Annotated in this window: 18 protein-coding genes and 2 pseudogenes; 14 read left to right on the forward strand and 6 right to left on the reverse strand. The window is 71.7% G+C overall.

Annotated elements, in window-relative coordinates:
- On the reverse strand, positions 1-1,060 hold a 1,060-nt coding region (locus NBZ85_RS01770; protein WP_261561415.1), incomplete at its 3' end, for an isopenicillin N synthase family dioxygenase.
- 620 nt (positions 1,061-1,680) lie between these two features.
- Between NBZ85_RS01770 and NBZ85_RS01775 the strand changes: the two genes are divergently transcribed.
- The 8 genes from NBZ85_RS01775 (at position 1,681) to NBZ85_RS01810 (ending at position 10,723) form a co-directional block, all read left to right on the forward strand.
- Positions 1,681-3,213 (forward strand): ABC transporter substrate-binding protein, encoded by a 1,533-nt coding sequence (locus NBZ85_RS01775; protein ID WP_261561416.1) that lies wholly within the window; start codon positions 1,681-1,683, stop codon positions 3,211-3,213.
- A gap of 64 nt (positions 3,214-3,277) precedes the next feature.
- A complete protein-coding gene (locus tag NBZ85_RS01780) occupies positions 3,278-4,228 on the forward strand; it encodes an ABC transporter permease (RefSeq protein WP_261558192.1) in 951 nt (316 codons plus the stop codon).
- Complete coding sequence (locus tag NBZ85_RS01785; RefSeq protein WP_261558191.1) at positions 4,225-5,106, forward strand: ABC transporter permease; 882 nt, start codon at positions 4,225-4,227, stop codon at positions 5,104-5,106. The genes NBZ85_RS01780 and NBZ85_RS01785 overlap by 4 nt, the downstream gene beginning before the upstream one ends.
- Entirely contained in the window at positions 5,103-5,930 is an 828-nt protein-coding gene (locus tag NBZ85_RS01790; RefSeq protein ID WP_261561417.1) for an ATP-binding cassette domain-containing protein, read from the forward strand. Before NBZ85_RS01785 ends, NBZ85_RS01790 begins: the two co-directional genes overlap by 4 nt.
- Complete coding sequence (locus NBZ85_RS01795) at positions 5,927-6,784, forward strand: ABC transporter ATP-binding protein (protein WP_261561418.1); 858 nt, start codon at positions 5,927-5,929, stop codon at positions 6,782-6,784. The genes NBZ85_RS01790 and NBZ85_RS01795 overlap by 4 nt, the downstream gene beginning before the upstream one ends.
- 74 nt (positions 6,785-6,858) lie before the next feature.
- A complete protein-coding gene (locus NBZ85_RS01800; protein WP_261561419.1) occupies positions 6,859-7,992 on the forward strand; it encodes an LLM class flavin-dependent oxidoreductase in 1,134 nt (377 codons plus the stop codon).
- A complete protein-coding gene (locus NBZ85_RS01805; RefSeq protein WP_261558187.1) occupies positions 7,989-9,365 on the forward strand; it encodes an LLM class flavin-dependent oxidoreductase in 1,377 nt (458 codons plus the stop codon). Before NBZ85_RS01800 ends, NBZ85_RS01805 begins: the two co-directional genes overlap by 4 nt.
- Positions 9,362-10,723, forward strand: coding sequence for an LLM class flavin-dependent oxidoreductase (locus NBZ85_RS01810; protein ID WP_261558186.1), 1,362 nt, complete (start codon positions 9,362-9,364; stop codon positions 10,721-10,723). The genes NBZ85_RS01805 and NBZ85_RS01810 overlap by 4 nt, the downstream gene beginning before the upstream one ends.
- Before the next feature lie 30 nt (positions 10,724-10,753).
- On the opposite strand, the pseudogene NBZ85_RS01815 reads toward NBZ85_RS01810, so the two are convergent.
- Positions 10,754-11,344: pseudogene (locus NBZ85_RS01815) on the reverse strand (SAM-dependent methyltransferase); the annotation flags it as partial.
- A 227-nt stretch (positions 11,345-11,571) separates the two neighbouring features.
- On the opposite strand from NBZ85_RS01815, the gene NBZ85_RS01820 reads away from it, so the two are divergent.
- From NBZ85_RS01820 to NBZ85_RS01845, 6 genes are all read left to right on the forward strand, one after another.
- Entirely contained in the window at positions 11,572-12,024 is a 453-nt protein-coding gene (locus tag NBZ85_RS01820; protein WP_261561420.1) for a toll/interleukin-1 receptor domain-containing protein, read from the forward strand.
- 297 nt (positions 12,025-12,321) lie between these two features.
- A complete protein-coding gene (locus NBZ85_RS01825) occupies positions 12,322-13,206 on the forward strand; it encodes a hypothetical protein (RefSeq protein ID WP_261561421.1) in 885 nt (294 codons plus the stop codon).
- Positions 13,207-13,944: 738 nt separating this feature from the next.
- Positions 13,945-14,214, forward strand: a complete 270-nt coding sequence (locus tag NBZ85_RS01830) for a hypothetical protein (RefSeq protein WP_261557214.1) — start codon at positions 13,945-13,947, stop codon at positions 14,212-14,214.
- On the forward strand, positions 14,211-14,534 hold the full coding sequence (locus NBZ85_RS01835) for a type II toxin-antitoxin system PemK/MazF family toxin (protein WP_261557212.1): 324 nt from the start codon (positions 14,211-14,213) through the stop codon (positions 14,532-14,534). Before NBZ85_RS01830 ends, NBZ85_RS01835 begins: the two co-directional genes overlap by 4 nt.
- A 180-nt stretch (positions 14,535-14,714) precedes the next feature.
- The gene (locus NBZ85_RS01840) at positions 14,715-15,338 is read left to right on the forward strand and encodes an HAD family hydrolase (protein WP_261557204.1); all 624 of its coding nucleotides are present in this window, start codon (positions 14,715-14,717) and stop codon (positions 15,336-15,338) included.
- A 306-nt stretch (positions 15,339-15,644) separates the two neighbouring features.
- Positions 15,645-16,781 (forward strand): GNAT family N-acetyltransferase, encoded by a 1,137-nt coding sequence (locus tag NBZ85_RS01845; RefSeq protein WP_261557201.1) that lies wholly within the window; start codon positions 15,645-15,647, stop codon positions 16,779-16,781.
- A gap of 299 nt (positions 16,782-17,080) precedes the next feature.
- On the opposite strand, the gene NBZ85_RS01850 is transcribed toward NBZ85_RS01845, so the two are convergent.
- From NBZ85_RS01850 to NBZ85_RS01865, 4 genes and pseudogenes are all read right to left on the reverse strand, one after another.
- On the reverse strand, positions 17,081-17,512 hold the full coding sequence (locus NBZ85_RS01850; protein WP_261557194.1) for a GNAT family N-acetyltransferase: 432 nt from the start codon (positions 17,510-17,512) through the stop codon (positions 17,081-17,083).
- Between the two features lie 473 nt (positions 17,513-17,985).
- A pseudogene (locus NBZ85_RS01855) lies at positions 17,986-18,405 on the reverse strand (SAM-dependent methyltransferase); the annotation flags it as partial.
- A 122-nt stretch (positions 18,406-18,527) separates the two neighbouring features.
- Positions 18,528-19,637, reverse strand: a complete 1,110-nt coding sequence (locus NBZ85_RS01860) for an LLM class flavin-dependent oxidoreductase (RefSeq protein WP_261557192.1) — start codon at positions 19,635-19,637, stop codon at positions 18,528-18,530.
- Between the two features lie 401 nt (positions 19,638-20,038).
- Complete coding sequence (locus NBZ85_RS01865; protein ID WP_261561422.1) at positions 20,039-21,079, reverse strand: zinc-dependent alcohol dehydrogenase family protein; 1,041 nt, start codon at positions 21,077-21,079, stop codon at positions 20,039-20,041.
- Between the last annotated feature and the right edge of the window lie 110 nt (positions 21,080-21,189).

Genomic DNA, 21,189 nt, shown 5'->3' on the forward strand with positions numbered 1-21,189 from the left:
GCCAGCTCTTCAGCGTGTTCACGCCGTGCTGCGCGAAGATCGGGTTGTGCGGGTCGGGCGGGGGAGCGTCGCCGATCTCGCGCAGGAGCTCCTCGGGTAGGGGAACGGGTTCGAGGGTGGCGGACAGCCGCGGGCCGAAGAAGAACGCCACGGACAGCCGTTCGTGGCCCGGCGGTGGGCTGACGACCCGGTGCACCGTGGCGCGGTAGTAGCCGCGGGTCGCCAGTTCGAACATCTCACCGATGTTGACGACGAAGGTTCCGGGCCTCGGGACCGCGTCGATCCAGCCGCCGGCGCCGTCGGCCACCTGCAGCCCCGGGGCCGGCCCGAGCGCGTCCCCCGGTCGATCGGCAGCGCCGTCCCGGCCCTCATCGCCGGCAGCGCCGTCGCCCCCCTCGCTCAGCGCCCGGACGTCGTCCTGGAGAACGAAGCTGAGGAAGCCGCCGTCCTTGTGGGAGCCGACGCCCTGGTCGTAGCCGGCGGGGTGGGCCGGGGGGGCGGTCAGGTAACGGATCAGTTTCAGGTGCGAGCGGGGTTCGTCGGCGAAGGTCCGGTCGAGATGGTCGGCCGGCAGCCCCAGTGACTCGGCGAAGGCCCGGACCAGCAGGCGGGACAGCCCGCCGAGCTCGTCCATGTAGGCGAGCACGCTCGCACGCAGCTCGGGGACCTGGGCCGGCCACTGGTTGGGGCCGTCGAGGCGCAGGTACGCCGGGTCGTGGGGGCCCAGTACCCGGGCCGGGCGTTCGTCGGAGATGTCGATCTGCTCGCGGATGTCGGGGTTGCCGCGGGTGATCTCGTGGCCCAGGCGGGTGTAGCCGCGGAAATGCGGCGAATGGACGTTCTCGATCTCCAGCTTCGCCGCCTCGGAGAGGTGGAAGAAGCGGCGGCTGACGTCGAGCACGGCCGCGGTCCGCGCGGCGGGGATTCCGTGCCCGGTCAGGTAGAAGAAACCGGGACCGTGGCAGGCCGCGCGCAGCTGCGCGAGGAACCGCGTGCGGTCGGCGGTGCCGGCCCGGAACGGGCCGATGTCGAGGGTGGGCAGCGTACGGGCGCTGGTCACGGTGGTTCGCCTCCCGGCGCGTCGGTGTCACTATCAGGAGCGGCGCGGGCGGTCAGGGACACAGCCGGCTGGCCACCTGCATGTGATCGACCGGACGGCGCCGGGTGAGCCGGATGCGCGAAGCCACCCCGCCACTGTGCCAGGCGGGGGCACGCTCCGGGTGGCGTCCGGTCGAGCGTGGCCCAGACGTTCCCGGGCGTTCTGTGCACCTCTGGACCGATCGCCACGCACCTGGTTACAGTCAGGCTGTGGGAACTGGGCGGCCGCCACGGCCGGCGATTCTGGACGCGTTCTGGAATTCCCGTCGCGCGCACCACTTCGACCAGGTCTGTTGTTGATCAACCAGATCTTTTGTTGATCAACGTCTGACGGCGGCCTTCTCCGGGCCGGTCGCCAGCCGCCCCCGGCTCGGTGCACCAACGCCGTCTCCATAACCGTTCCCGCCACCCCCATCGCCACCCGCCACCTCGACGGGCGCGTCCTCGCTGGATGGCGGCGCCGGCAGGCGGGGCGCATTCTCGACGCGGCCGTTCCCGGCCCGCCGCCTGAATCCTTCCGGTCGCCGGGCGCTGACTTCCGCGCGCCCGCCGGCATCATTGCTGCCTCGCAAAGGGCGCTTCATGAGAATCAGAACTCTCGCCGCCACCGTCGCCGTCGCAGGTCTGGCCCTGGCGGCCTGTGGGTCGGACGGCGGCGGTAGTGGTGGTAGCGGTAGTGGCGGCGGGTCGGCGTCGACCGGCGGTCGCGCCAATCCCGACGCCACCGTCACCATCGGTGCCGTCCTCGAACCGACGAGCCTCGACATCACCCGGGCCAGCGGGGTCGCCGTCGGCCAGATCCTGCTCGGCAACGTGTACGAGGGGCTGCTGAAACGGGATCAGAAAGGCGTCGTGAGCCCGGCGCTCGCGACGGCCTACCGGATCTCTCCGGACGGGCGCACGTACACGTTCACCCTCGCGGACAACGCCGCCTTCCAGGACGGCGCCCCGGTGCGCGCCGCGGACGTGGTGTCGTCGCTGACCCAGGTGATCGCCCCGAACTCGACGAACCCGCACGCCAGCGACCTGGCCTCCATCTCCGCGGTCAGCAGCCCCGACGCGCACACGGTGGTGCTGACTCTGAAGGAGCGCGACAGCGGGCTGCTGTTCAACCTGACCGGCCCGGCCGGCGTCATCGTGCGCCAGAGCGCCACCGGCCTCGACGGTCGTCCCGACGGCACCGGGCCGTTCCGCTTCGACTCCTGGCGGCGCGGCGACAGCATCACGCTCGTGCGCAACGACGCCTACCGGGGGCCGAAGGCCAAGGTCGCCCGGGTGGTCTTCCGCTACCTCACCGACACGAACGCGCAGAACAACGCGGTGCGCACCGGTCAGGTCGACGTCGGCGTGATCTCCGACAACGACCTGGTCGACACCTACCGGGGCAACCCGAAGTTCGTCGTCGCCGAGGGCACGACCACCGACAAGTTCACCCTGGCGTTCAACCAGGACCGCGGGCCGCTGGCCGATGTCCGGGTCCGCCGCGCGATCCGCCAGGGCATCGACAAGGACGGCCTGATCAAGGTGCTCGGCGCCGGGACCCGGATCGGCTCGCCCGTGCCGCCGTTGGACCCCTGGTACGAGGACCTCACGAATATCGACCGGTACGATCCCGCGGGTGCCCGCCGGCTGCTCGCGCAGGCGGGGCACGGCGGCGGGCTGCGCCTCGGCCTCACCATCCCGAACATCTACCCGCCGAGCATCGGCGACTACGTCACCTCGCAGCTACGCGAGATCGGCGTCACCGTCGAGGTGCGCCGCGTCGAGTTCCCCGCCTGGCTCACCGGCGTCTACACCAAGCACGACTACGACCTGAGCATCGTCGACCACGCCGAGGCGCGGGACCTCGCCTTCTACGTCAAGCCCGGCTACTACTTCGGCGACCGTTCCCCGCAGGCCCGCGATCTCGCGAAGGCCGGTGCCACCGCCGCCTCCGACGCCGACCGCAACACGGCCCTGCGCGGCCTCGCCCGCCGCTACTCGGAGGACGCCATCGCCGACTGGCTGCTGCTCGGCAAGGCGCGGCAGGTCGCCCGGGTCGGCGTCACCGGCTACCCGACCGACGACGTCTCCGCGGTCTACGACCTGTCGAAGATCGAGGTGTTGAAGTCTTGACCCGCCCGGTCGGCGGCTGCCCCGGCCGGGGCAGCCGCGGCAGCCGGGCCGGGGCGGCGCGTCGATGGCGGTGATCATCCTGCGGCGCCTGGGTCTGCTGGTGGTCTCGCTGTTCGTTGCCAGCCTGCTCGTGTTCGCGCTGCTGCGGCTGCTGCCCGGCGACGTCGCCGACGTGCTGGCCGGGACGTCCGCCTCGCCCGACCAGGTGCTGCGGATCCGCCACGAGATCGGCGCCGACCGGTCCCTGCCCGCGCAGTACCTGGACTGGATGGGCGGCGTGCTGACCGGGGACTTCGGGGTCTCGGCGCTCAGCGGCGCCTCGGTGTCGGCGGAGCTCTCCGAGAAGCTGAGGGTGACCGCCCCGCTCGTCGGGGGCGCCACCCTGCTGGCGCTCGCGGTCGCCGTGCCGCTGGGCATCCTCGCCGCGGCACGCCACCGGCGGGCGTCCGGGGTCGCCCTGTCGGCGCTGAGCCAGCTCGGCCTCGCTGTCCCGGCCTTCTGGATCGGGCTGATGCTGATCACGGTGTTCGCGGTCGACTGGCGACTGCTGCCCGCCGGCGGGTTCCCCACCGACGGCTGGGCTGATCCGGTCGCGGCCGCGCGCAGCCTCGTGCTGCCCGCGGTCACCCTGGCGGTGGTCGAGGCTGCGGTGCTGCTGCGCTTCGTCCGCTCGGCGACCCTGGAGGTGCTGAACGCCGACTTCATCCGGACCGCCCGGGCGAAGGGCCTCACGCGCGGCCAGGCCCTTCGCCGCCACGGCCTGCGCAACGCGGCCCTGCCGGTGGTGTCGATTCTCGGCGTGGAGTTCGCGACGTTGCTGCTCGGCGCCGTCATCGTCGAGAACGTGTTCGCGCTGCCCGGGCTTGGCCAGATGCTCGTCGCCGACATCGGCAACCGTGACCTGGTGAAGGTCCAGGGCACGGTGCTGCTGGTCACCGCGGCCGTGCTCGTCGTCGGCTTCGGCGTCGACCTCGCGAACCGGCTGCTCGACCCGCGGTTGCGGAGCGCCCGTTGACCGGGTCGGTGCGGGCGCTGGCCCGCGGCGTGTGGGGCAGCCGGTCCGGTCGGCTCGGCGCGGTCCTGTCCGGGCTCGTCGTCGTCGCGGCCGCCGTGTCGCTGGTCTGGACGCCCTACGACCCGACCCGGGTGGACCCGGCGGCGTCCTGGGCGCCGGTCGGGACCGCCCACTGGTTCGGCGCCGACCGGCTCGGCCGGGACCTGTTCAGCCAGGTTCTCGTCGGTGCGCGCACCACCCTGGCGGTCGCGGTGGCGGCCACCGCGATCGCCGCGGTCGTCGGGGTGGGGCTCGCGCTGCTGGCGACCCTGCCACCGCGCCTGGTCGCCGAGGGGGTCGCCCACCTCGTCGACGTGCTGCTGGCGTTCCCGGTGCTGCTGCTCGCCATGGTGCTCGCGGCCGTGTACGGCGGCTCGCGCTGGACCGCGATCGTCGCCATCGGCGTCGGGGCGGGCATCGGGCTGGGCCGGGTCACCCGTGGCGAGGTCCGCCGGGTGCTGGGCGCCGACTACGTGCTCGCCGCGCGGGCCGCCGGCGCCGGCACCGGCCGGATCGTGCGCCGCCACGTGCTGCCGAACATCGCGCCGACGGTGTGGGTCCAGCTCTCGCTCATCCTCGGCCTGTCCGTGCTGACCGAGGCGGCGCTGTCCTACCTGGGCTTCGGCACCCCGCCGCCGACCCCGTCCTGGGGGCGGACGCTCGCCGAGCTCCAGCCGTACCTCACCCTGCGCCCACTGACGCTGCTGTGGCCCGGCCTCGCGGTCGTGCTGACGGTCCTCGGCTTCAACCTGCTCGGGGACGGCCTGCGCGAGGCCGGCGACCCGCGGCTGCGCGAGCGGGCGGTCGAGCGCTCGGCCGAGCGGGCGGGCCAGACATGACGGCCGATGTGGCGTTGCTGGAGGTGACCGACCTGCGGGTGCGTTTCGGCGGCGTCGATGTGGTGGACGGTGTCAGCTTCGCCCTGGCCGCGGGCGAACGGGTGGGGCTCATCGGCGAGTCCGGGTCGGGCAAGTCGCTGACCGCGCTCGCCGTTCTCGGCCTGCTGCCCCCGGGGGCGCGCGTCACCGGCAGCGCCCGCCTGCACGGCCGCGAGCTGCTCGGCGGCTCCGACCGGGAGCTGTCCCGGCTGCGTGGCCGCGAGCTCGCGATGATCTTCCAGGAGCCGTCGACCGCGCTCAACCCGCTGATGCGGGTCGGCCGTCAGATCTCCGAACCTCTACGACTGCACCGCGGGTACTCCCGCACAGCGGCGGCGACCGCCGCGGTGGAATTCGCCGCGGCGGTCGGGCTGCCGGACCCGCAGCGGCTCGTCCGGTCCTACCCGCACGAGCTCTCCGGCGGCCAGCGCCAACGGGTCTGCATCGCCGCGGCGCTGGCGTGCCGGCCGGCGCTGCTGATCGCGGACGAGCCGACGACGGCGCTCGACGTCACCGTCCAGGCCGAGATCCTCGCCCTGCTCGGCCGGCTCGTCTCCGAGGCCGGCACCGCTCTGCTGTTCATCACCCACGACCTGGCGGTGGTCGCCGCGGTGACCCGCCGGCTCGCCGTGCTGCGCCACGGCCGGGTCGTGGAGACCGGCGCGACCGACGACGTGCTGCGCGCCCCCGCCGACCCGCACACCCGCGAGCTGCTGGCGGCGGCCCGGCTCACCCAGTGGGATCTTCCGACCGCCGAATCCGCGGCGGCGAGGACGAGCCCGTGACCGCGGCGAGGGAGCAGGCCGGCGGCGACGCGACCGCCGCCGAGACCGCCGAGACCGCCGAGGCCGCCGTGCCGTTGTTCGAGGCCGAGGGGCTCGGCCGGAGCTACCGCCTGCCGCGGACATCCCCGTTCGGCCCGCCCGGCGTCCGCCACGCCGTGCACGAGGTGACCCTGCGCCTCGCCGACGGCGCGGCGCTCGGCATCGTCGGCGAGTCCGGGTCGGGCAAGTCGACCCTCGTCCGCCTGCTCCTGGGCCTGGACCGCCCCGATGCCGGCACCGTCCGCTACCGGGGTCGGCCGGTCGTCCCTGGACGCCCGCGGGCGCTTCGCTGGTTCCGCCGCGAGGTCCAGGTCGTGTTCCAGGATCCGGCCGGATCGCTCGACCCGCGGATGACCGTCGGCGCGGCCGTCGCGGAGCCGCTGGCCTGCCTGGGCGTTCCCGGCGACCACCGCGAGCGGGTCGACGAGGTGCTGCGGGCGGTCGACCTCGATCCCGACGTCCGCGGGCGTTATCCGCACGAGTTCTCCGGCGGCCAGCGCCAGCGCATCGCCATCGCCCGGGCGTTGGCGCCCCGGCCGCGGGTGCTCGTCGGCGACGAACCGGTCAGCGCTCTCGACGTCGCCGTCCGCGCCCAGATCCTGGATCTGCTCGGCCGGCTGGCGCAGCGGCACCGGCTTGGCCTCGTGCTCGTCTCCCACGATGTCGGCGTGGTCGCCCGGCTCTGCGACCAGATCGCCGTCATGCGCGATGGCACGCTGGTCGAGCAGGGCGCGACCGACGCCGTGCTGTCCCGGCCGGCGCATCCCTACACCCAGGCGTTGCTCGCGGCGGTGCCACGACTGCCGCCGCCCTGACCGGGCAGGCCGCCTGACCCGACGGGAGCCGCCCGACCCAATGAGAGCCGCCCGACCCGGAGAGAAGGGACACGATGACCGTACCCGGCGGACCCGGCCCGTTCAGGCTGGGCTTCCTGACCCATGTGCACGGCCGCGGACGGCCGGTCGGCGCCGTCTACCGCGAGCTGGTGGAGTTGTTCGTCGCCGGCGAGGAGCTCGGGTTCGACGGCGGCTGGCTCGCCCAGCATCACTTCTCGCCCGACTACGGTCGCCTGCCGTCGCCGCTGCTGCTGCTCGCCGCGGCCGCCCAGGCGACCCGGCGCATCGAGCTGGGCACCGCCGTCGTCGTCCTGCCGCTGGAGGACCCGATCCGCCTCGCCGAGGACGCCGCCGTCCTCGACGCGCTCAGCGGCGGTCGCCTGCAGCTCGGGCTCGGCACCGGCGGCCCGAGTGCCCCCGCCTTCGGCGCCTTCGGGCGCGACGCCGCCCGGCGCCGGGAGCTGTTCGCCGAGGCTCGCGCCCGGCTACGGGAGCTGCTCGCCGGCGAGCAGATCACCGGGACCGACGGGCTGCGGCTGCATCCGCCCGCGCCGACCCTCACCAGCCGGTTCTGGGACTCGACGACGAACGCCGACGGGGCGCGGGCGGCGGCACGGGCCGGCGACGGGCTGCTGCTGGGCATCGGCCCGGCGGCTTCCGCGCAGCGTCCCCTCGCCGACGCCTACCTGGCCGCCCATCTGGCCGCCCATCTGGCCGCCCACCGGGCTGTCCACCCGGCTGTCCACCTGGCTGCCCGGCCGGTGCCCGCGGGGGCGCGGCTCGCCGTCTCGCACGGGGTGTTCCCGGGGCCGGACCGGCTGACCGCCCGGGTGGACCTGGCCCCCGACATCGCCCGGTTCCGCCCCTACCTGGGGCACTTCGGTTTTTCCCCCGACCTCGACGACGGCGCCGCACTCGACGCGATGAACGTCCACCACGGCCCGGTCGGCGTGGTGATCCACAGTCTCGCGACCAACCCCGTCGGCCCCACCGCCGTGTCGTACTTCATCGCCGCGGTGCAGGGTGAGACCGGTGCGGCGGCCGATCTCGACGCGACGCTGCGCCGCATGGAGCTCATCGCCACCGAGATCGCCCCGGCACTGGGCTGGCGGCCCGCGGCCACACCCGTGCACGCACCCGTGCCCGACAGGCCGACTCCGATCGGCCCGGAGAGGAACAGTAGATGACCACCACCCGCAATGGCCGTGGGCGGCGGATGCTGGCGTTCGGTGCCGTGCTGCAGGGCGCCGGCGGTCACATCGCCGGCTGGCGCCATCCGCTGTCGCCGCCCGACGGCGGGCTCGACCTCGCCCATCACATCCGGGTCGCGCAGACGCTGGAGCGCGGCACCTTCGACGTCGTGTTCGTCGCCGACCTCCTCGCGGTCTCGGGCGCGCACCTGGACTCGCTGCCCCGTACCGCCCGGTCGAACACGTTCGAACCCCTGACCCTGCTGGCCGCGCTGTCCACGGTGACCGAGCGGATCGGCCTGGTCGGCACGGCCAGCACGACCTACAACGAGCCGTTCCACGTCGCCCGCAAGTTCGCCTCGCTCGACCATCTGTCCGCCGGCCGCGCCGGCTGGAACGTGGTGACCTCGGTGAGCCCGCGGGAGGCCGCGAACTTCGGGCGGGACACCCACCTCGAACACGGCCTGCGGTACAGGCGTGCCGCGGAGTTCGTCGACGTCGTCCGCGCGCTGTGGGACAGCTTCGACGACGGCGCCGTGCTGCGGGACGCCGCCGCGGGCCGCTACTACGACCCCGCCGGCCTGCACACCCCGCATCACCGCGGCGAGCACTTCACCGTGCGCGGGCCACTGAGCATCTCCCGCCCGCCGCAGGGCCACCCGGTCATCTTCCAGGCCGGTTCGTCCGAGGCGGGCAAGGACTTCGCCGCCCGCGACGGCGAGGTGGTGTTCACCGCGCAGCGCGAGCTGGCCGGCGCGCAGCGGTTCTACGCCGACGTGAAGGCGCGGGCCGCGGCGCGGGGGCGCAACCCCGACCATCTGCTGGTCTGGCCGGTCCTCGCGCCGATCGTCGCCGACACCGAGGCCGCCGCCCGCGCACGGCGCGACGAGCTGCTGGATCTCATCCATGACGACGTGGCCCGCCGCCTCGTCCAGGACACCGTCGGCGACCTGGACCTGTCCGGCTATTCGCTGGACGGGCCGCTGCCCGAGATCGGCGAGACGAACGGCAGCCGCAGCCGCCAGGAGCAGATGGTCGGCCTCGCCCGCGGCGAGAACCTGACGATCCGGGAGCTCGCCCGGCGGTCCTCGGGCGGCGGCATGATCACCGGCACGCCGGAGACGATCGCCGACCATATCGAGGAATGGTTCACCGGGCGCGGCGCGGACGGCTTCAACGTCGGCTTCCCCTACCTGCCCGGCGCCGCCGAGGACTTCGTCGACCACGTCGTGCCGGAGCTACGCCGCCGGGGCCTGTTCCGCGAGTCCTACACCGAGACCACGCTGCGGGGGCATCTCGGCCTGCCGCGGCCGGGCGCGCGGGACCGCGCCGAGCCCGGTGCCGAAACGAGCAAGGCGGGAGCCCGATGACATCGACCGAACCGCGGCGGACCGGTCAGGTGCACCTCAACGCCTTCCTCAAGCCGCCGGGGGAGTTCCTCGCCGCCTGGCGCCACCCCCATGCCGTCGCCGACGCCGGGGTGAACATCCGGCACGTGATCGAGCTGGCGCGCACCGCCGAGCGGGGGACCTTCGACGCGATCTTTCTCGCCGATCTGGTCGGTGTCCCGCTGACCAGCCAGGAGGTGCTTTCCCGCGTCTCGGTCGTCAACGACTCGTTCGAGCCGACGACCCTGCTCGCCGCACTCGCCACGGCGACCACCCGGATCGGGCTCGTCGCGACGGCGTCGACGACCTACAACGAGCCCTACCACCTGGCCAGGACCTTCGCCTCGCTGGACCACATCTCCGGCGGGCGGGCCGGCTGGAACCTGGTCACCTCCCTCAACGACGCGGAGGCGCGCAACTTCGGGCTGGACAGCCACGTCGACCATGAGCTGCGCTACGCGCGCGCCGCCGAGTTCCACGACGTGGTGACCGGCCTGTGGGACAGCTTCGACGACGACGCCTTCCGCCACGACCAGGCGTCCGGGATCTACTTCGACGCGGAGAAGCTGCACTGGCTGAACCACACCGGGACGCACCTGCGGGTCGCCGGGCCACTGAACATCGCCCGGCCACCGCAGGGCCGGCCGGTGATCGTCCAGGCCGGCGCCTCCGAGACGGGCCGGGAGCTCGCGGCCCGAGTCGGCGAGGTGATCTTCACCGCGCCGCCGACCCTGCCGCAGGCGCAGGCGCACTACGCCGACATGAAGGCGCGGGCCGCGGCCGCCGGGCGCAACCCCGACCACGTGCTCGTGCTGCCCGCGCTGTCCACGATCGTGGGGCGGACCCAGGCCGAGGCGGAGGACAAGATCGCCGCGCTGCGCTCGCTGCTCGACCCGCGGGTGGCACTCGCCGACCTGGCCTACCGGCTCGGCGGTTTCGATCTCACCGCGTTCCCGCTCGACGGCCCGCTGCCCGAGCTGCCGGCGTCCAACCAGAGTCTCAGCGGCCAGCGACAGATTCTCGACCAGGCGCGGGCGGACAACCTGACCATCCGCCAGCTCGCCGAGCAGATCGCCCGGGACGACCGGACCCTCGTCGGCACGCCGGCGACCGTGGCCGACCACATCCAGGAGTGGTTCGAGCAGCGCGCCGCCGACGGCTTCAACGTGATCTTCCCGTATCTACCGGACGCCCTGGACGACTTCGTCGACCTGGTCATCCCCGAGCTGCGCCGCCGCGGCCTGTTCCGCACCGCCTACACCGGGCGCACGCTGCGCGAGCACCTCGGCCTGCCGCGTCCACCGAGCCGCTACGCTGCCCGGTCGGAGGCGGCCACCTGACGCGCCGCCACCATCGGGGCCCGGCCCGCATCAGGGCTTGTAGCCGACCGCGCCGTAGATGCTCACCTGCGCGTCGGTCAGTTCCGACAGCGGGATGGCGTTTACCCGCGAGGCCGGGTCCGTCGCGCTCGCGCCGTCGCCGACCGGGGTCGTCTCGACCGGGGTCGTCTCGACCGGGGTCGTCTCGGCCGGGTCCGCGAGTTCGGGCCGCCGGCGGTGGACGACCTGCAGGCCGGGCTCGACGAGGTCCAGGCCTTCGAAGAACCGCTCGACCTGGGCGTGGGTGCGCAGGTGCATGGGGACGCCGCTGGCCAGGTAGGCCCGCTCGACCTCGCGCATCGCCGGATCCAGGTCGGCGGTCAGGTGGGTCAGCGAGACGTAGCTGCCCGAGGGGAGCAGGTCGACGAGGCGACGCATGATCCCGTACGGGTCGTCGCCGCCCGGGATGAAGTGGAAGATCGCGATGAGTGACAGCGCGATCGGCCTGGTCAGGTCGAGGGTCTCGGGCAGCTCGGGGGCGGTGAGGATGCGCCGGGTGTCGCGCAGGTCCGCGTCGATGTAGGCGGTGCGTCCCTGCGGGGTGCTGGCGAGCAGGGCGCGGGCGTGCGCGAGCACGATCGGTACCACCCCTTGGTTGCACATGCCACTCCGATGCCGATCCACGTATCGCAGGCATACCAGCGCCCCGAGGCGCGGGCCGGTAGCGCCGCTGCTGTCCAGGGATTCAGCGGTGCAATGCTCCAACGGCGTGGGGCGGATGGGTGGCCGTCGCTGGTGCGGTGGCCTTTCGCTGCTGGGGGTGCGCTGGCCGTGGGTGTTGTTCGCGGGTGGTGTGGGGTGCTGATCGTATGGCCGGTGGGGACGGCGGGGCGCAGCGCTTCTTCGTGTCGTACACAAGTATTGACGTCAAGTGGGCGGTGTGGGTCGCTTGGACATTGGAAGCCGCCGGTCATGAGGCGCTGATTCAGGCGTGGGACTTCGGCCCGGGGTCGAATTTTGTCGACGAGATGCACCGGGCTTTGTCCGACGACCGGCGGATCGTGGTTGTCTTGTCGGCTGCGTATTTGACGTCGGCGTTCGCGACGACGGAGTGGCAGGCCGCGTGGGCGGCCGACCCGGCTGGCACAAAGCGTCTTCTGCTCGTCGCGCGGGTAGAGGACTGCGAGCGGCCGGGGCTGTTGCGCCCGGTCGTGTCGGTGGACCTGTTCGGTGTCGACCTGGATACGGCGCGGCGACGGCTGTTGGACGCGATCACGCCGCGCCGCCGAAAGCCCGGGGTAGAGCCTGCTTTCCCGCGATAGCGGGACCGGGCGCGAGAGCGCCGTCACCCTCACGGCACGATCGGGCGCTGTCCGTTCCCGTCGCCCGGTCGGCGTATCTGGAGCAGGTGCGGCAGATCGCACCGCCACGCCTGCTTGGCAGGGAGGCGGAACTCGCCGGGCTGGCCGCGTTCTGCGCCGCCCCGGACGATGCGACGGGCAGCCGGTATGCGTGGTGGCGGGCGGCGGCGTGGACGGGGAAGTCCGCGTTGATGTCCCGCTTCGTGCTCGACCCTCCGCCGGGGGTGCGGGTGGTGTCGTTCTTCATCACCGCCCGATATGCGGGTAACAGCGACCGGGCCGCGTTCGTCGAGATCGTCACCGAGCAACTCGCTGAACTCCTCGGCGAGTCGGTTCCCCCCGTTTCAGGACGAGGGCCGCCGGGAGCGGCTGTGGTTCCAGTGGTTCGCGGACGCCGCCGCGTACTGCGAAGCCCGTGGGCAGTGGTTGGTGCTGGTCGTGGACGGACTGGACGAGGACCGGGGGGTGACCGGACCCGGGGCGCGCAGCATCGCCGGGCTGCTACCCGCCAACCCGCCGCACGGTGCGCGGGTGGTGGTCGCGGGCCGCCCGGACCCGCCGATCCCCGCAGATGTTCCCCCCGGCCATCCGCTGCGCGACCCGGTGATCATCCAGGTGCTGGACCGGTCCGAGCGCGCTGCCGCGATCAGGGCGGACATGCAGGCTGATCTGCTCCGGCTGTTGACCGGTCGCACGCAGGAACGGGAGCTGCTGGGTCTGGTGACCGCGGCGGGCGGTGGTCTGTCCGGCCGTGACCTCGAAGAGCTCTCGACCGATCACGACGTCACCGAATGGCACATCGAGCACCTGCTGTCCACCGTCGCCGGCCGCAGCTTCGCCAGCCGCGCCTCGCACTGGAACCCGACCGACGGACCGCGGGTGTACCTGCTCGGCCATGAGGAACTCCAACAGGACGCCATCCGCGCCTATGGGTCCAGGAGACTCGCCGCCTACCGGGACCGGCTCCACGCCTGGGCACAGGACTACCGGCAACGACGCTGGCCCCACGGCACCCCGGAATACCTGCTACGCGGCTATTACCGGCTCCTGCTGGCAGCCGGTGATCTAGCTCGCGCCGTCGACTGCGCCACCGACCAGGCACGCCACGACCGGATGCTCGACCTGACCGGATGCTCGACCTGACCGGCGGCGACACCGCGGCCTGCGCCGAGCAGCTCGCCCGTGGCATCACCCACCCGTACTTTCAGGCCCCGCGTTGGAGGCGGTGGTCGAGGCTCTGGTCCAGGCTGGGGCAAACGACCACGCTGAGCAGCTCGCCCGCACCATCACCGACCCGGACTCCCAGGCTCGGGCGTTGGTGGCGGTGGCTCTCGCTCAAGCCGACAGCTCTACGGTGGCTAACCGCCTTCTCGGCGCTGCGTTAAGCGTCGGCGACTGGGGCCGTCTGCCGCTCTGCGTAGTCGCAGACATGAGTTCAGACGCGATATGGGCGATTGCTGATGCGATTGCCAGCGATTGGGAAGGATAATCGCTCTAGCCGCGTCCGCTTGATGGCCGGGCGCATAGTCACTGGAGCCGCGTCACACGACGGCGCAACGGCAGCGCATGCACGCAGCCGCCTTCGAGAGAGCGCAGTCCTGCCAACCGTTCGGGGCGTCGCGACCAGCAGGTTTGTCGGGTCACGCTAGATCATCTGTGTGCGCTTGGGGCTTGTTCGGAGTAACGCTACACGCGAAGGTTCCGCGGCGCGGCGGCTGGTACGTTCGCCCGCGACGCCTGGCGTGCGCAACCGGGCGAGCGATGGCCGCCAGGCGGAGGTGTGCGGGGCAATCACGATCGGTACCACCCCTCGGCTACACACCCCCGACTTGCGCGTCCACCGGCCACCCCGATGTTGTACGTTTGTTGTACGGTGACCTCATGAGTGTCGGATTCCGCCCCACCGAAGAGGACCTCCGGATCGTTGAGGCCAACCGCCGTCAGGACGAGAAGACCAGCGACGTCATCCGGCGCGCCCTGCGACTGCTTGACCGGGAGGCGTGGGAGGTGCGTGCCCGCGAGGATATGTACCGGCTGCGGAACGAGGACCTGTCCGCCGAGCCCGATGCATGGGAATACGACACCAACGGCAACATCGTGATCACGGGTACGAACCTCGCGGTACCAGTCAGGCCGCAGGACCAACCGTGATTCGTGGGGCGGTGTACCCGGTGGACCTTGGCGACGCCAAGCGCGGGCATGAGCAGCGGGGGCGTCGGCTCGGTCTCGTCATGAGTATTGAGCAGAACGCATGGTCCACGGTCACGATCGTTCCCACGTCGACCGGCGCGCAGGCATCCGCCTTCAGGCCAGAGTTGATCATTGCGGGACGGTCGACCAGGATCCTGATCGACCAGATCCGGACCATCGACAGCTCCTATGTCACGGGTGAACTCGTGGACTACCTCTCCCGCGACGACATGGCGCAGGTTGAGCACACCCTTTCGCGCTATCTCGGCCTGCTTCGCTGACGCATCGCCCGGCGCTCCCCGTACATCAGCCTCCCCTCACGACTGGACACCCCCGGGCATCTTGTGGAAGGCCCCCCACCAGCAGCCTCTGCCTGGCGGACGGGACTCTGTGGGACATCTTCTCGATATTGTGAGAACGGCTGCCCCATCGACCCGATTTCGAAAAGGAGACGAAGATCGGTGGCAGGCGTCAGGCACGTGCTGTTCGACGCGGACGGAGTCCTTCAGGAGATCCCTGGAGGTTGGTACGCGGCGATGGAGCCGTACCTGGGCGAGCGTTCGAGGGAGTTCCTCCACCGAACCTGGAAGGACGAGCTCCCGATGCTCGCGGGACGCGGTGACTACATGCCGGTGCTCGCGGCGACCCTGGCCGAGTTCTCTGTGTCGACACCGGTCGAAGATGTGTACCGAGACGTGTGGCACCGGATCGACGTCATGGACGAATCTCTAGCCCTGGTCCGGGCTTTCCGGCTCAGCGGCTACGGCGTCCATCTCGGCACGAATCAGGAACGGCGCCGCGCCTCCTACATGCGCTCGGCGCTTGGCTACGACCGCCTGTTCGACGTCAGCTGCTATTCCTGCGATCTCGGCATCGCCAAGCCTGCCCCTGCCTTTTTCGTCGAGGCTGCCCGCCGCATCGGGGTGGACTCGGCCAGTATCCTGTTCATCGACGACAACGAGAAAAACATCGCAGGCGCCCGTATCGCTGGTCTCGCTGCGGAGCAGTGGAACATCACCCAGGGCCACGACACCCTGCTCCCCCTGCTAGCGCGACATGAGGTCGTCCCAGACCACCCGGCCTGAACGCTCGCGGCGGGACTCCACCAGACGTCGGGCCGCCGGGACCGTGTCACCGGACAGTCCCTGGGCCGCTGCCGGCCGAGCCCCGCGGCATGTGCAGCCCGGGGACGGACGGACCCCAGACCGGCCAGATTGTCAAAAGGCACAGGTCAGAAGCCTAAAGACGGGCAAGGACGGTCGGTACCACCCCTGGGTTGCGCATGCCTACTCTTGAGGCTCCCGTGGCGACGCCAGGCCGTTGGACAGCTGACGTCACCGTGGCACAGCCAGTGATTTGCGCGATCTACCGGGAGGGAAGACATTCGGGACATGCATCCGGTGGTCGACGTCGTGCTGGAGCCCGGTCTGCGCTACATGGAGACGATCGAGTCGGGTGCGGGTGACCGGTCCGTGCGCTACTGCCGGCTCGTGGCAGACGAGGACACGCCCGTGGGCGAGCTGGAGGATTCCTTCCGGTGGCGTTTCGGTGCGATGGCGGTCGACGCCGAGGGTATCGGCGGGGTGGAGGTGCAACCGTCCTTCCGTCGGCGTGGCCACATGGGCCGGCTTCTCCGCCAGACGCTGGAGCGCATGTCACGCCGGGTGACCGTCGCGGCGGTCTCCGACGGTATCCAGGGCGTGTACGAGAAGTTCGGCTTCGCCACGTCCGTTGCCGAGGGCCACTTGGACCTTCGCGTTCGCGACGTCGAACGCGCCGCTGCCGCCGCTGCGCCGGCCACCGCGCGGGTCCGGCCTGGCTCGACCGAGGACCTGCCGGCGATGGTGGACCTTTACAACTCGACGCACGCCCACCGGCCGTGGACCCACGAACGCCCCGCGGACTGGAACCGTCTGGTAACCCGGACGACCTGGCGGCCAGGCTCGGAGATCCTCGTCGCGGAGGCCGAGGGGATGCTCGCGGGATATGCGATCGTGGCGGGCCGGTCGTTCGGCGACGGCTACTTCGGGCTGACTGTCCAGGAGATGGCGGCCAGCGACGCGGACGTCGCCCTCTGTCTGCTCGCCGACGTAGCCGCGATGGCCTGGGAGCTGCGTGTCAGCGAGTTTCGGGTGCGGGAGCCGTCCGATGGCGTCGTGGGGCGGCTCGCGCGGCACCTGGGCTGCGCGTACCAGCAGGAGTTCCCGCCGACCGGCGGGATGATGGCCGCGATCCTGAACCGGCCGGGGCTGCTGGCAGCCCTTGAGTCGGAACTTCGGCGCCGGAACCGCGGCGCCGCCGTCGGCGCCGCCGTCGACGTCGCGATGGACGAGCTGGCCCGCGGGGAGCTCATCCCCGGCAATGGGCTTCTGGTCCGCCTGCTCCTCGGATACTCCTCGGCCGCTGACGCGTCGACGCTCGCGGCGGTCGTCCCGGAACACCATCGGCGAACATGCTCGGCGTGGTTTCCGGGTGGCGGCACGGCGGCGCTGCCGGTGCCCTACGCGCACGCGTTGGACCGGTACTGAATCACCATCGGCACCGACGCGTTTGGCGAACTACGACGACGGTCGACCCACGGCCGGTGGCCAACAAGCTCGTTGCCAGGCACGGCGACTGGCCATGATCCAGCGATCTCTACAGTAGGCGTCGGGTACAGCTGAGCAACCGACCGTGTATATGAGCAGTACGTGAGCAGCGGTCAGATTTATCCGAGCAGTCGCCGCTCTCGGTGGCGTTCTGTCACATGCTCTCGGGCGTCTACGAGCCACGGGCCGTTCTCGGTGAACATGCCCTCCGCATCGACCCGGCCCGGCGCAGAGGGCGCTCAGCCTGGCTTTTCCATGTCGACGAACTCCACGGCCCCGTAACCGTCGAACGTCTCGGCATGCCGGCCGGTCTCGGTGAAACCGAGGCGCTGGTACAGGCGGATGGCGCGTTCGTTGAAGGCGGCGACGTAGAGCACGACCCGGCGCTGCCCGTAGAAGGGGCGGGCGAACTCCAACCCGGCCAGCACGAACTGCCCGCCGAGCCCTCGGCCGGTGAGATCGGGCCGCAGGCCGAACCCGTAGAACAGCGCGTCGCCGTGCAACTCGAAGAAGTAGAAACCCATGAGCGCACCGTCGTCGTCGCGCACAGCGAAGAAACGCTCGGGGTTCTTCACGGGTAGGCCGTCGTCGTCGTAGAAGTCGTAGGGCGGGTCGTACCGCCAGGCGGTGCGCTCGCCGAACATGGCATCGTCCGCCGGTTCGATCCTCACTGCTTCACCCGTCCCGAACACCGATCCCGTCCCATCCGTTCAACTATCCCCCTGCGCGCTGGGCTGGGGGCACCTCCATCAAAATGCTGGCTTTACCACGTCCGCTGAGCACGAGGGGCAGACCGTCCAGCGACAACCCTCGTCCTCACCCCATTACACCGCCTCACGCGCCACGCTCACGCAAGCACTGGTAGCAGGCCGACCAGCGCGCCGGCCGTGCGTCCCTACGGCTGGCGGGACGGGCTGTTGCTCCGAGAGTGCGCCGCCTTATCCGAGCAGTCGGGATGCTGACCAGTAGGTTTGCGTGATCGTATTGGGCCGTCTTCGACTTCTTCGGGGCTGGTTCGGGGACGGCGTCGTCAACAGGGTCTGGCCGCGCGGTGGTCGGCATACTGCACCCGAGCCGTGCGGCGTGTGCAACGCGGGTGCGGACCAAGGGCTGGCCCGACTACCTAATAAAGATGCTGGTGAGACGCCTGAACCTGCGCCAGCACGAGCGGATCGTTGTCGGTGTAGACGACCCGCGCGTCGGGGGCGACGTCCTGGGCGACCTCGTGCAGGTTCGGGGAGGTCGGGATGCCCGTGCCGATGTCCAGGAACTGGCGTATCCCGAGCTCGGCGGCCAGATAGCGGGTCGTCCGGGTCATGAACAGGCGGTTCTGCCGGACCACGATCCGGGAGCTCGGAAACACGCCGAGCATCTGTTCCGCGGTCTTGCGGTCGGCGGGAAAGTTGTCCTTGCCGCCGAGAAAGTAGTCGTACATGCGAGCCGGGTGAGGCACGTCGACCTTCAGGTCCTGGCCTGCGCCGTCCGGTGCCTGTCCGGCCCGCGTGCCACCGGATTCCTCGGGGCTCTCGCCGACGGTGCTCAGTACGCTCTCGGTTCCCGTCACCGTGTCACGCCCTTCGTGTTGGCGGAATGTCACCAAACCACCATAGTGGGTGACTTCGCGCCTGCGCTAAGAGACGGGATGTATCCGGCCGGTGTCCTGCCCCCGCGGGATAAGTCCGGGGTCTAGGGCGTCTCGGCGAGCAGGCCTCGGCGGCGCAGCAGGGGCAGAACGCCTTCGGCGAACCAGTACGCCTCCTCCAGGTGCGGATGGCCGGAGAGGATGACGTGCTCGATGCCGAGGTCGTGGTATTCCGCGATGCGGTCCGCGACCTCGGCGTGGCTGCCGACGAGCGCGGTGCCGGCGCCGCCGCGGACGAGGCCGAAGCCCGCCCAGAGATTCGGGGAGATCTCCAGGGCGTCGCTGCTGCCGCGGTGCAGGGCGGCCATCCGCTGCTGTCCCACGGACTCGGTCTGGGCGAAACGCCGCTGCGCCGCGGCAATCGCCGCCGGATCGAGCTGGGCGAGCAGTTCGTCGGCGACCGCCCAGGCGGCGCCGGCGGTGTCCCGGGTGATGACGTGCAGCCGGATGCCGAATTTCAGCTCGCGGTCCTGTTCTTTGGCCAGCGGCCGCATCCGGTCGAGCCGCTCGGCGACGGCGGCCGGCGGCTCACCCCACAGCAGGTAGACGTCGGACTGTCTGGCGGCGACGAGTTCGGCCGCGGGGGAGGCACCACCGAAGAAGATCGGCGGCGTCGGATCGGGACGCTCCCGGACGGTGGCACCCCGCACCGCGTAGTGCTCGCCGTCGAAGGTGAACGGCTGGCCCGTCCACGCCCCCCGGACGATCTGCAGGAACTCCTCGGTACGCCGGTACCGGGCGTCGTGGTTCAACCAGTCGCCGAAGCGCTGCTGCTCGTCGGCGTCGCCGCCGGTGACCACGTTGAGTAGCAGCCGTCCGCCGGAGATGTGCTGGTAAGTCGCCGCCATCTGCGCGGCGAGGGTGGGGCTGAGGAAGCCGGGCCGCAATGCCACCAGGAAACGCAGCCGGGTGGTCTCGCGCAGCAGGGCCGCGGTGGTGAGCCAGGCGTCCTCGCACCAGGTTCCGGTCGGGGTGAGCACGGCCTCGTACCCGAGGTGCTCGGCCGCGCCGGCGATCTGGGCGAGGTATTCGATGCTCGGCGGCCGCTGCGCGGCGGGCTGCAGGTGGGGGGCTTCCTTGGCGCTCACCGCGGCGGCGTCGAGGTTGCGGCTGTCTCCCGAGGTGGGCAGGAACCAGTGTGCATGCACGCTCACGCGGATCTCCCGTATGCCGGAGGGCGAGGGGCAGGTACCGGAAGGACGAGCTGAAGGGCTTGAGCCTCGGACCGACGGCGCGTCCGGACCGGTGGACGCGAGCCCCGCGATCCTGCCGGCGGATCAGCCGCTCGACGGGCCGGCCGCGACGCCGATCAGTGGGACATCGGGCGGCGCGGGACGCGACACAGCGCGCTGGCCACCCGGGCGAAATCCACGTGCAGGCGGCAGACCAGAGTGGGATCCGCGCGCATGAAACAACCGTATGCCCCGGCCATGGTGCAGTCCACCGCCATGCCCGTCGTGCCCGGCGGGACGGCGTGTCGGCGGCACGAAACGCGCACCGGGCTCGGCTCGGCTCGGCTCGCGTCACGGTCCGGGGCGTCCGCGGCGGTGCGGCCTCAGGGACGCAGCAGCACCTTGATCGCCCGGCGCTCGTCCATCGCCCGATAGCCCTCGGCGACCTCGTCCAACGGCAGTTCCAGATCGAAGATCCGCCCCGGCCGCACCCGGCCGGCGAGCACGTCCGCGAGCAGCTCGGGCAGGTAGGCGCGCACCGGCGCGACCCCGCCCGCCAGCCGCACGTTCTTCATGAACAACGGGCCCAGGGGCAGGTTGCCCAGCGGGGCGCCGACGCAGCCCAGCCGCCCGCCGGGGTGGGCGACCGCGGCGGCCTGCTCCAGCGACTCCTGCGATCCGACGCACTCCAGGACAGCGTCGGCTCCATCGCCGAGCAGCTCGAGCACCTGCGCGATGCCCTCCGCCCCGCGACCGGCGACGATGTCGGTGGCCCCGAACTCGGCCGCGAGCTTCTGCCGGCTTGGCGTCCGCGACATCGCCACGACGCGCTCCGCCCCGAGGCGGCGGGCGGCGAGCACCGCGCACAGGCCCACGGCGCCGTCGCCGACGACCACGACGGTGGAACCCGGACCCACCCCCGCGCTGACCGCGGCGTGGTGACCGGTGCCCATCACGTCGGACAGCGCCAGGACGTCGGGCAGCAACGCGTCGGGCAGCTCGGTGCCGACCCGGACCAGGGTGCCGTCGGCCAACGGCGCCCGGATCAGGTCACCCTGGCAGGCGTCGGAGCGGGCGCCGGACCCGTCGTCGGTTCCCCAGACCGAGCCGTTCTCACAGGAGGTCTGCAGGCCGGCGCGGCAGTACCGGCAGGCGCCGCAGCTGATCAGGAAGGGGGCGACGACCACGTCGCCGGGCCGCACGGTGCCGACCTGGTCGCCGATGTCCTCGACGACCCCGACGAACTCGTGCCCGATGCGCTTCGGGAACACGCTGGGCGTCTTGCCGCGGTAGGGGTGCAGGTCCGAACCGCAGATACAGCTCGCGGTGACGCGCACCACCGCGTCGGTGGGGCGCTGGACGACCGGGTCGGGGAACTCCCGCAGCGCGATCTTCCCGACGTCCTCCAGCAGGGTTGCTCGCACAGTCCCACGCCTCCCTGACGATCGTCCCAGCGGTTGCCCGCCGCGGTGCGATCCGACCGTGGCCCGGCCGGAACCGTACCTGCCACCTGGACGGTATCCGATCCGGTCAG

Origin of the sequence: Frankia tisae (assembly GCF_025403405.1) — a bacterium.
In the GTDB taxonomy this organism is placed as follows: domain Bacteria; phylum Actinomycetota; class Actinomycetes; order Frankiales; family Frankiaceae; genus Frankia; species Frankia tisai.

Bases quoted from the DNA above. Each gene is read 5' to 3' on its own strand.
- NBZ85_RS01845 (WP_261557201.1), top strand. From the start codon at position 15,645: ATGCATCCGGTGGTCGACGTCGTGCTGGAGCCCGGTCTGCGCTACATG.
- NBZ85_RS01790 (WP_261561417.1), top strand. From the start codon at position 5,103: ATGACGGCCGATGTGGCGTTGCTGGAGGTGACCGACCTGCGGGTGCGT.
- NBZ85_RS01810 (WP_261558186.1), top strand. From the start codon at position 9,362: ATGACATCGACCGAACCGCGGCGGACCGGTCAGGTGCACCTCAACGCC.
- NBZ85_RS01780 (WP_261558192.1), top strand. From the start codon at position 3,278: ATGGCGGTGATCATCCTGCGGCGCCTGGGTCTGCTGGTGGTCTCGCTG.
- NBZ85_RS01775 (WP_261561416.1), top strand. From the start codon at position 1,681: ATGAGAATCAGAACTCTCGCCGCCACCGTCGCCGTCGCAGGTCTGGCC.
- NBZ85_RS01800 (WP_261561419.1), top strand. From the start codon at position 6,859: ATGACCGTACCCGGCGGACCCGGCCCGTTCAGGCTGGGCTTCCTGACC.
- NBZ85_RS01820 (WP_261561420.1), top strand. From the start codon at position 11,572: ATGGCCGGTGGGGACGGCGGGGCGCAGCGCTTCTTCGTGTCGTACACA.
- NBZ85_RS01830 (WP_261557214.1), top strand. From the start codon at position 13,945: ATGAGTGTCGGATTCCGCCCCACCGAAGAGGACCTCCGGATCGTTGAG.
- NBZ85_RS01805 (WP_261558187.1), top strand. From the start codon at position 7,989: ATGACCACCACCCGCAATGGCCGTGGGCGGCGGATGCTGGCGTTCGGT.
- NBZ85_RS01825 (WP_261561421.1), top strand. From the start codon at position 12,322: ATGCGGGTAACAGCGACCGGGCCGCGTTCGTCGAGATCGTCACCGAGC.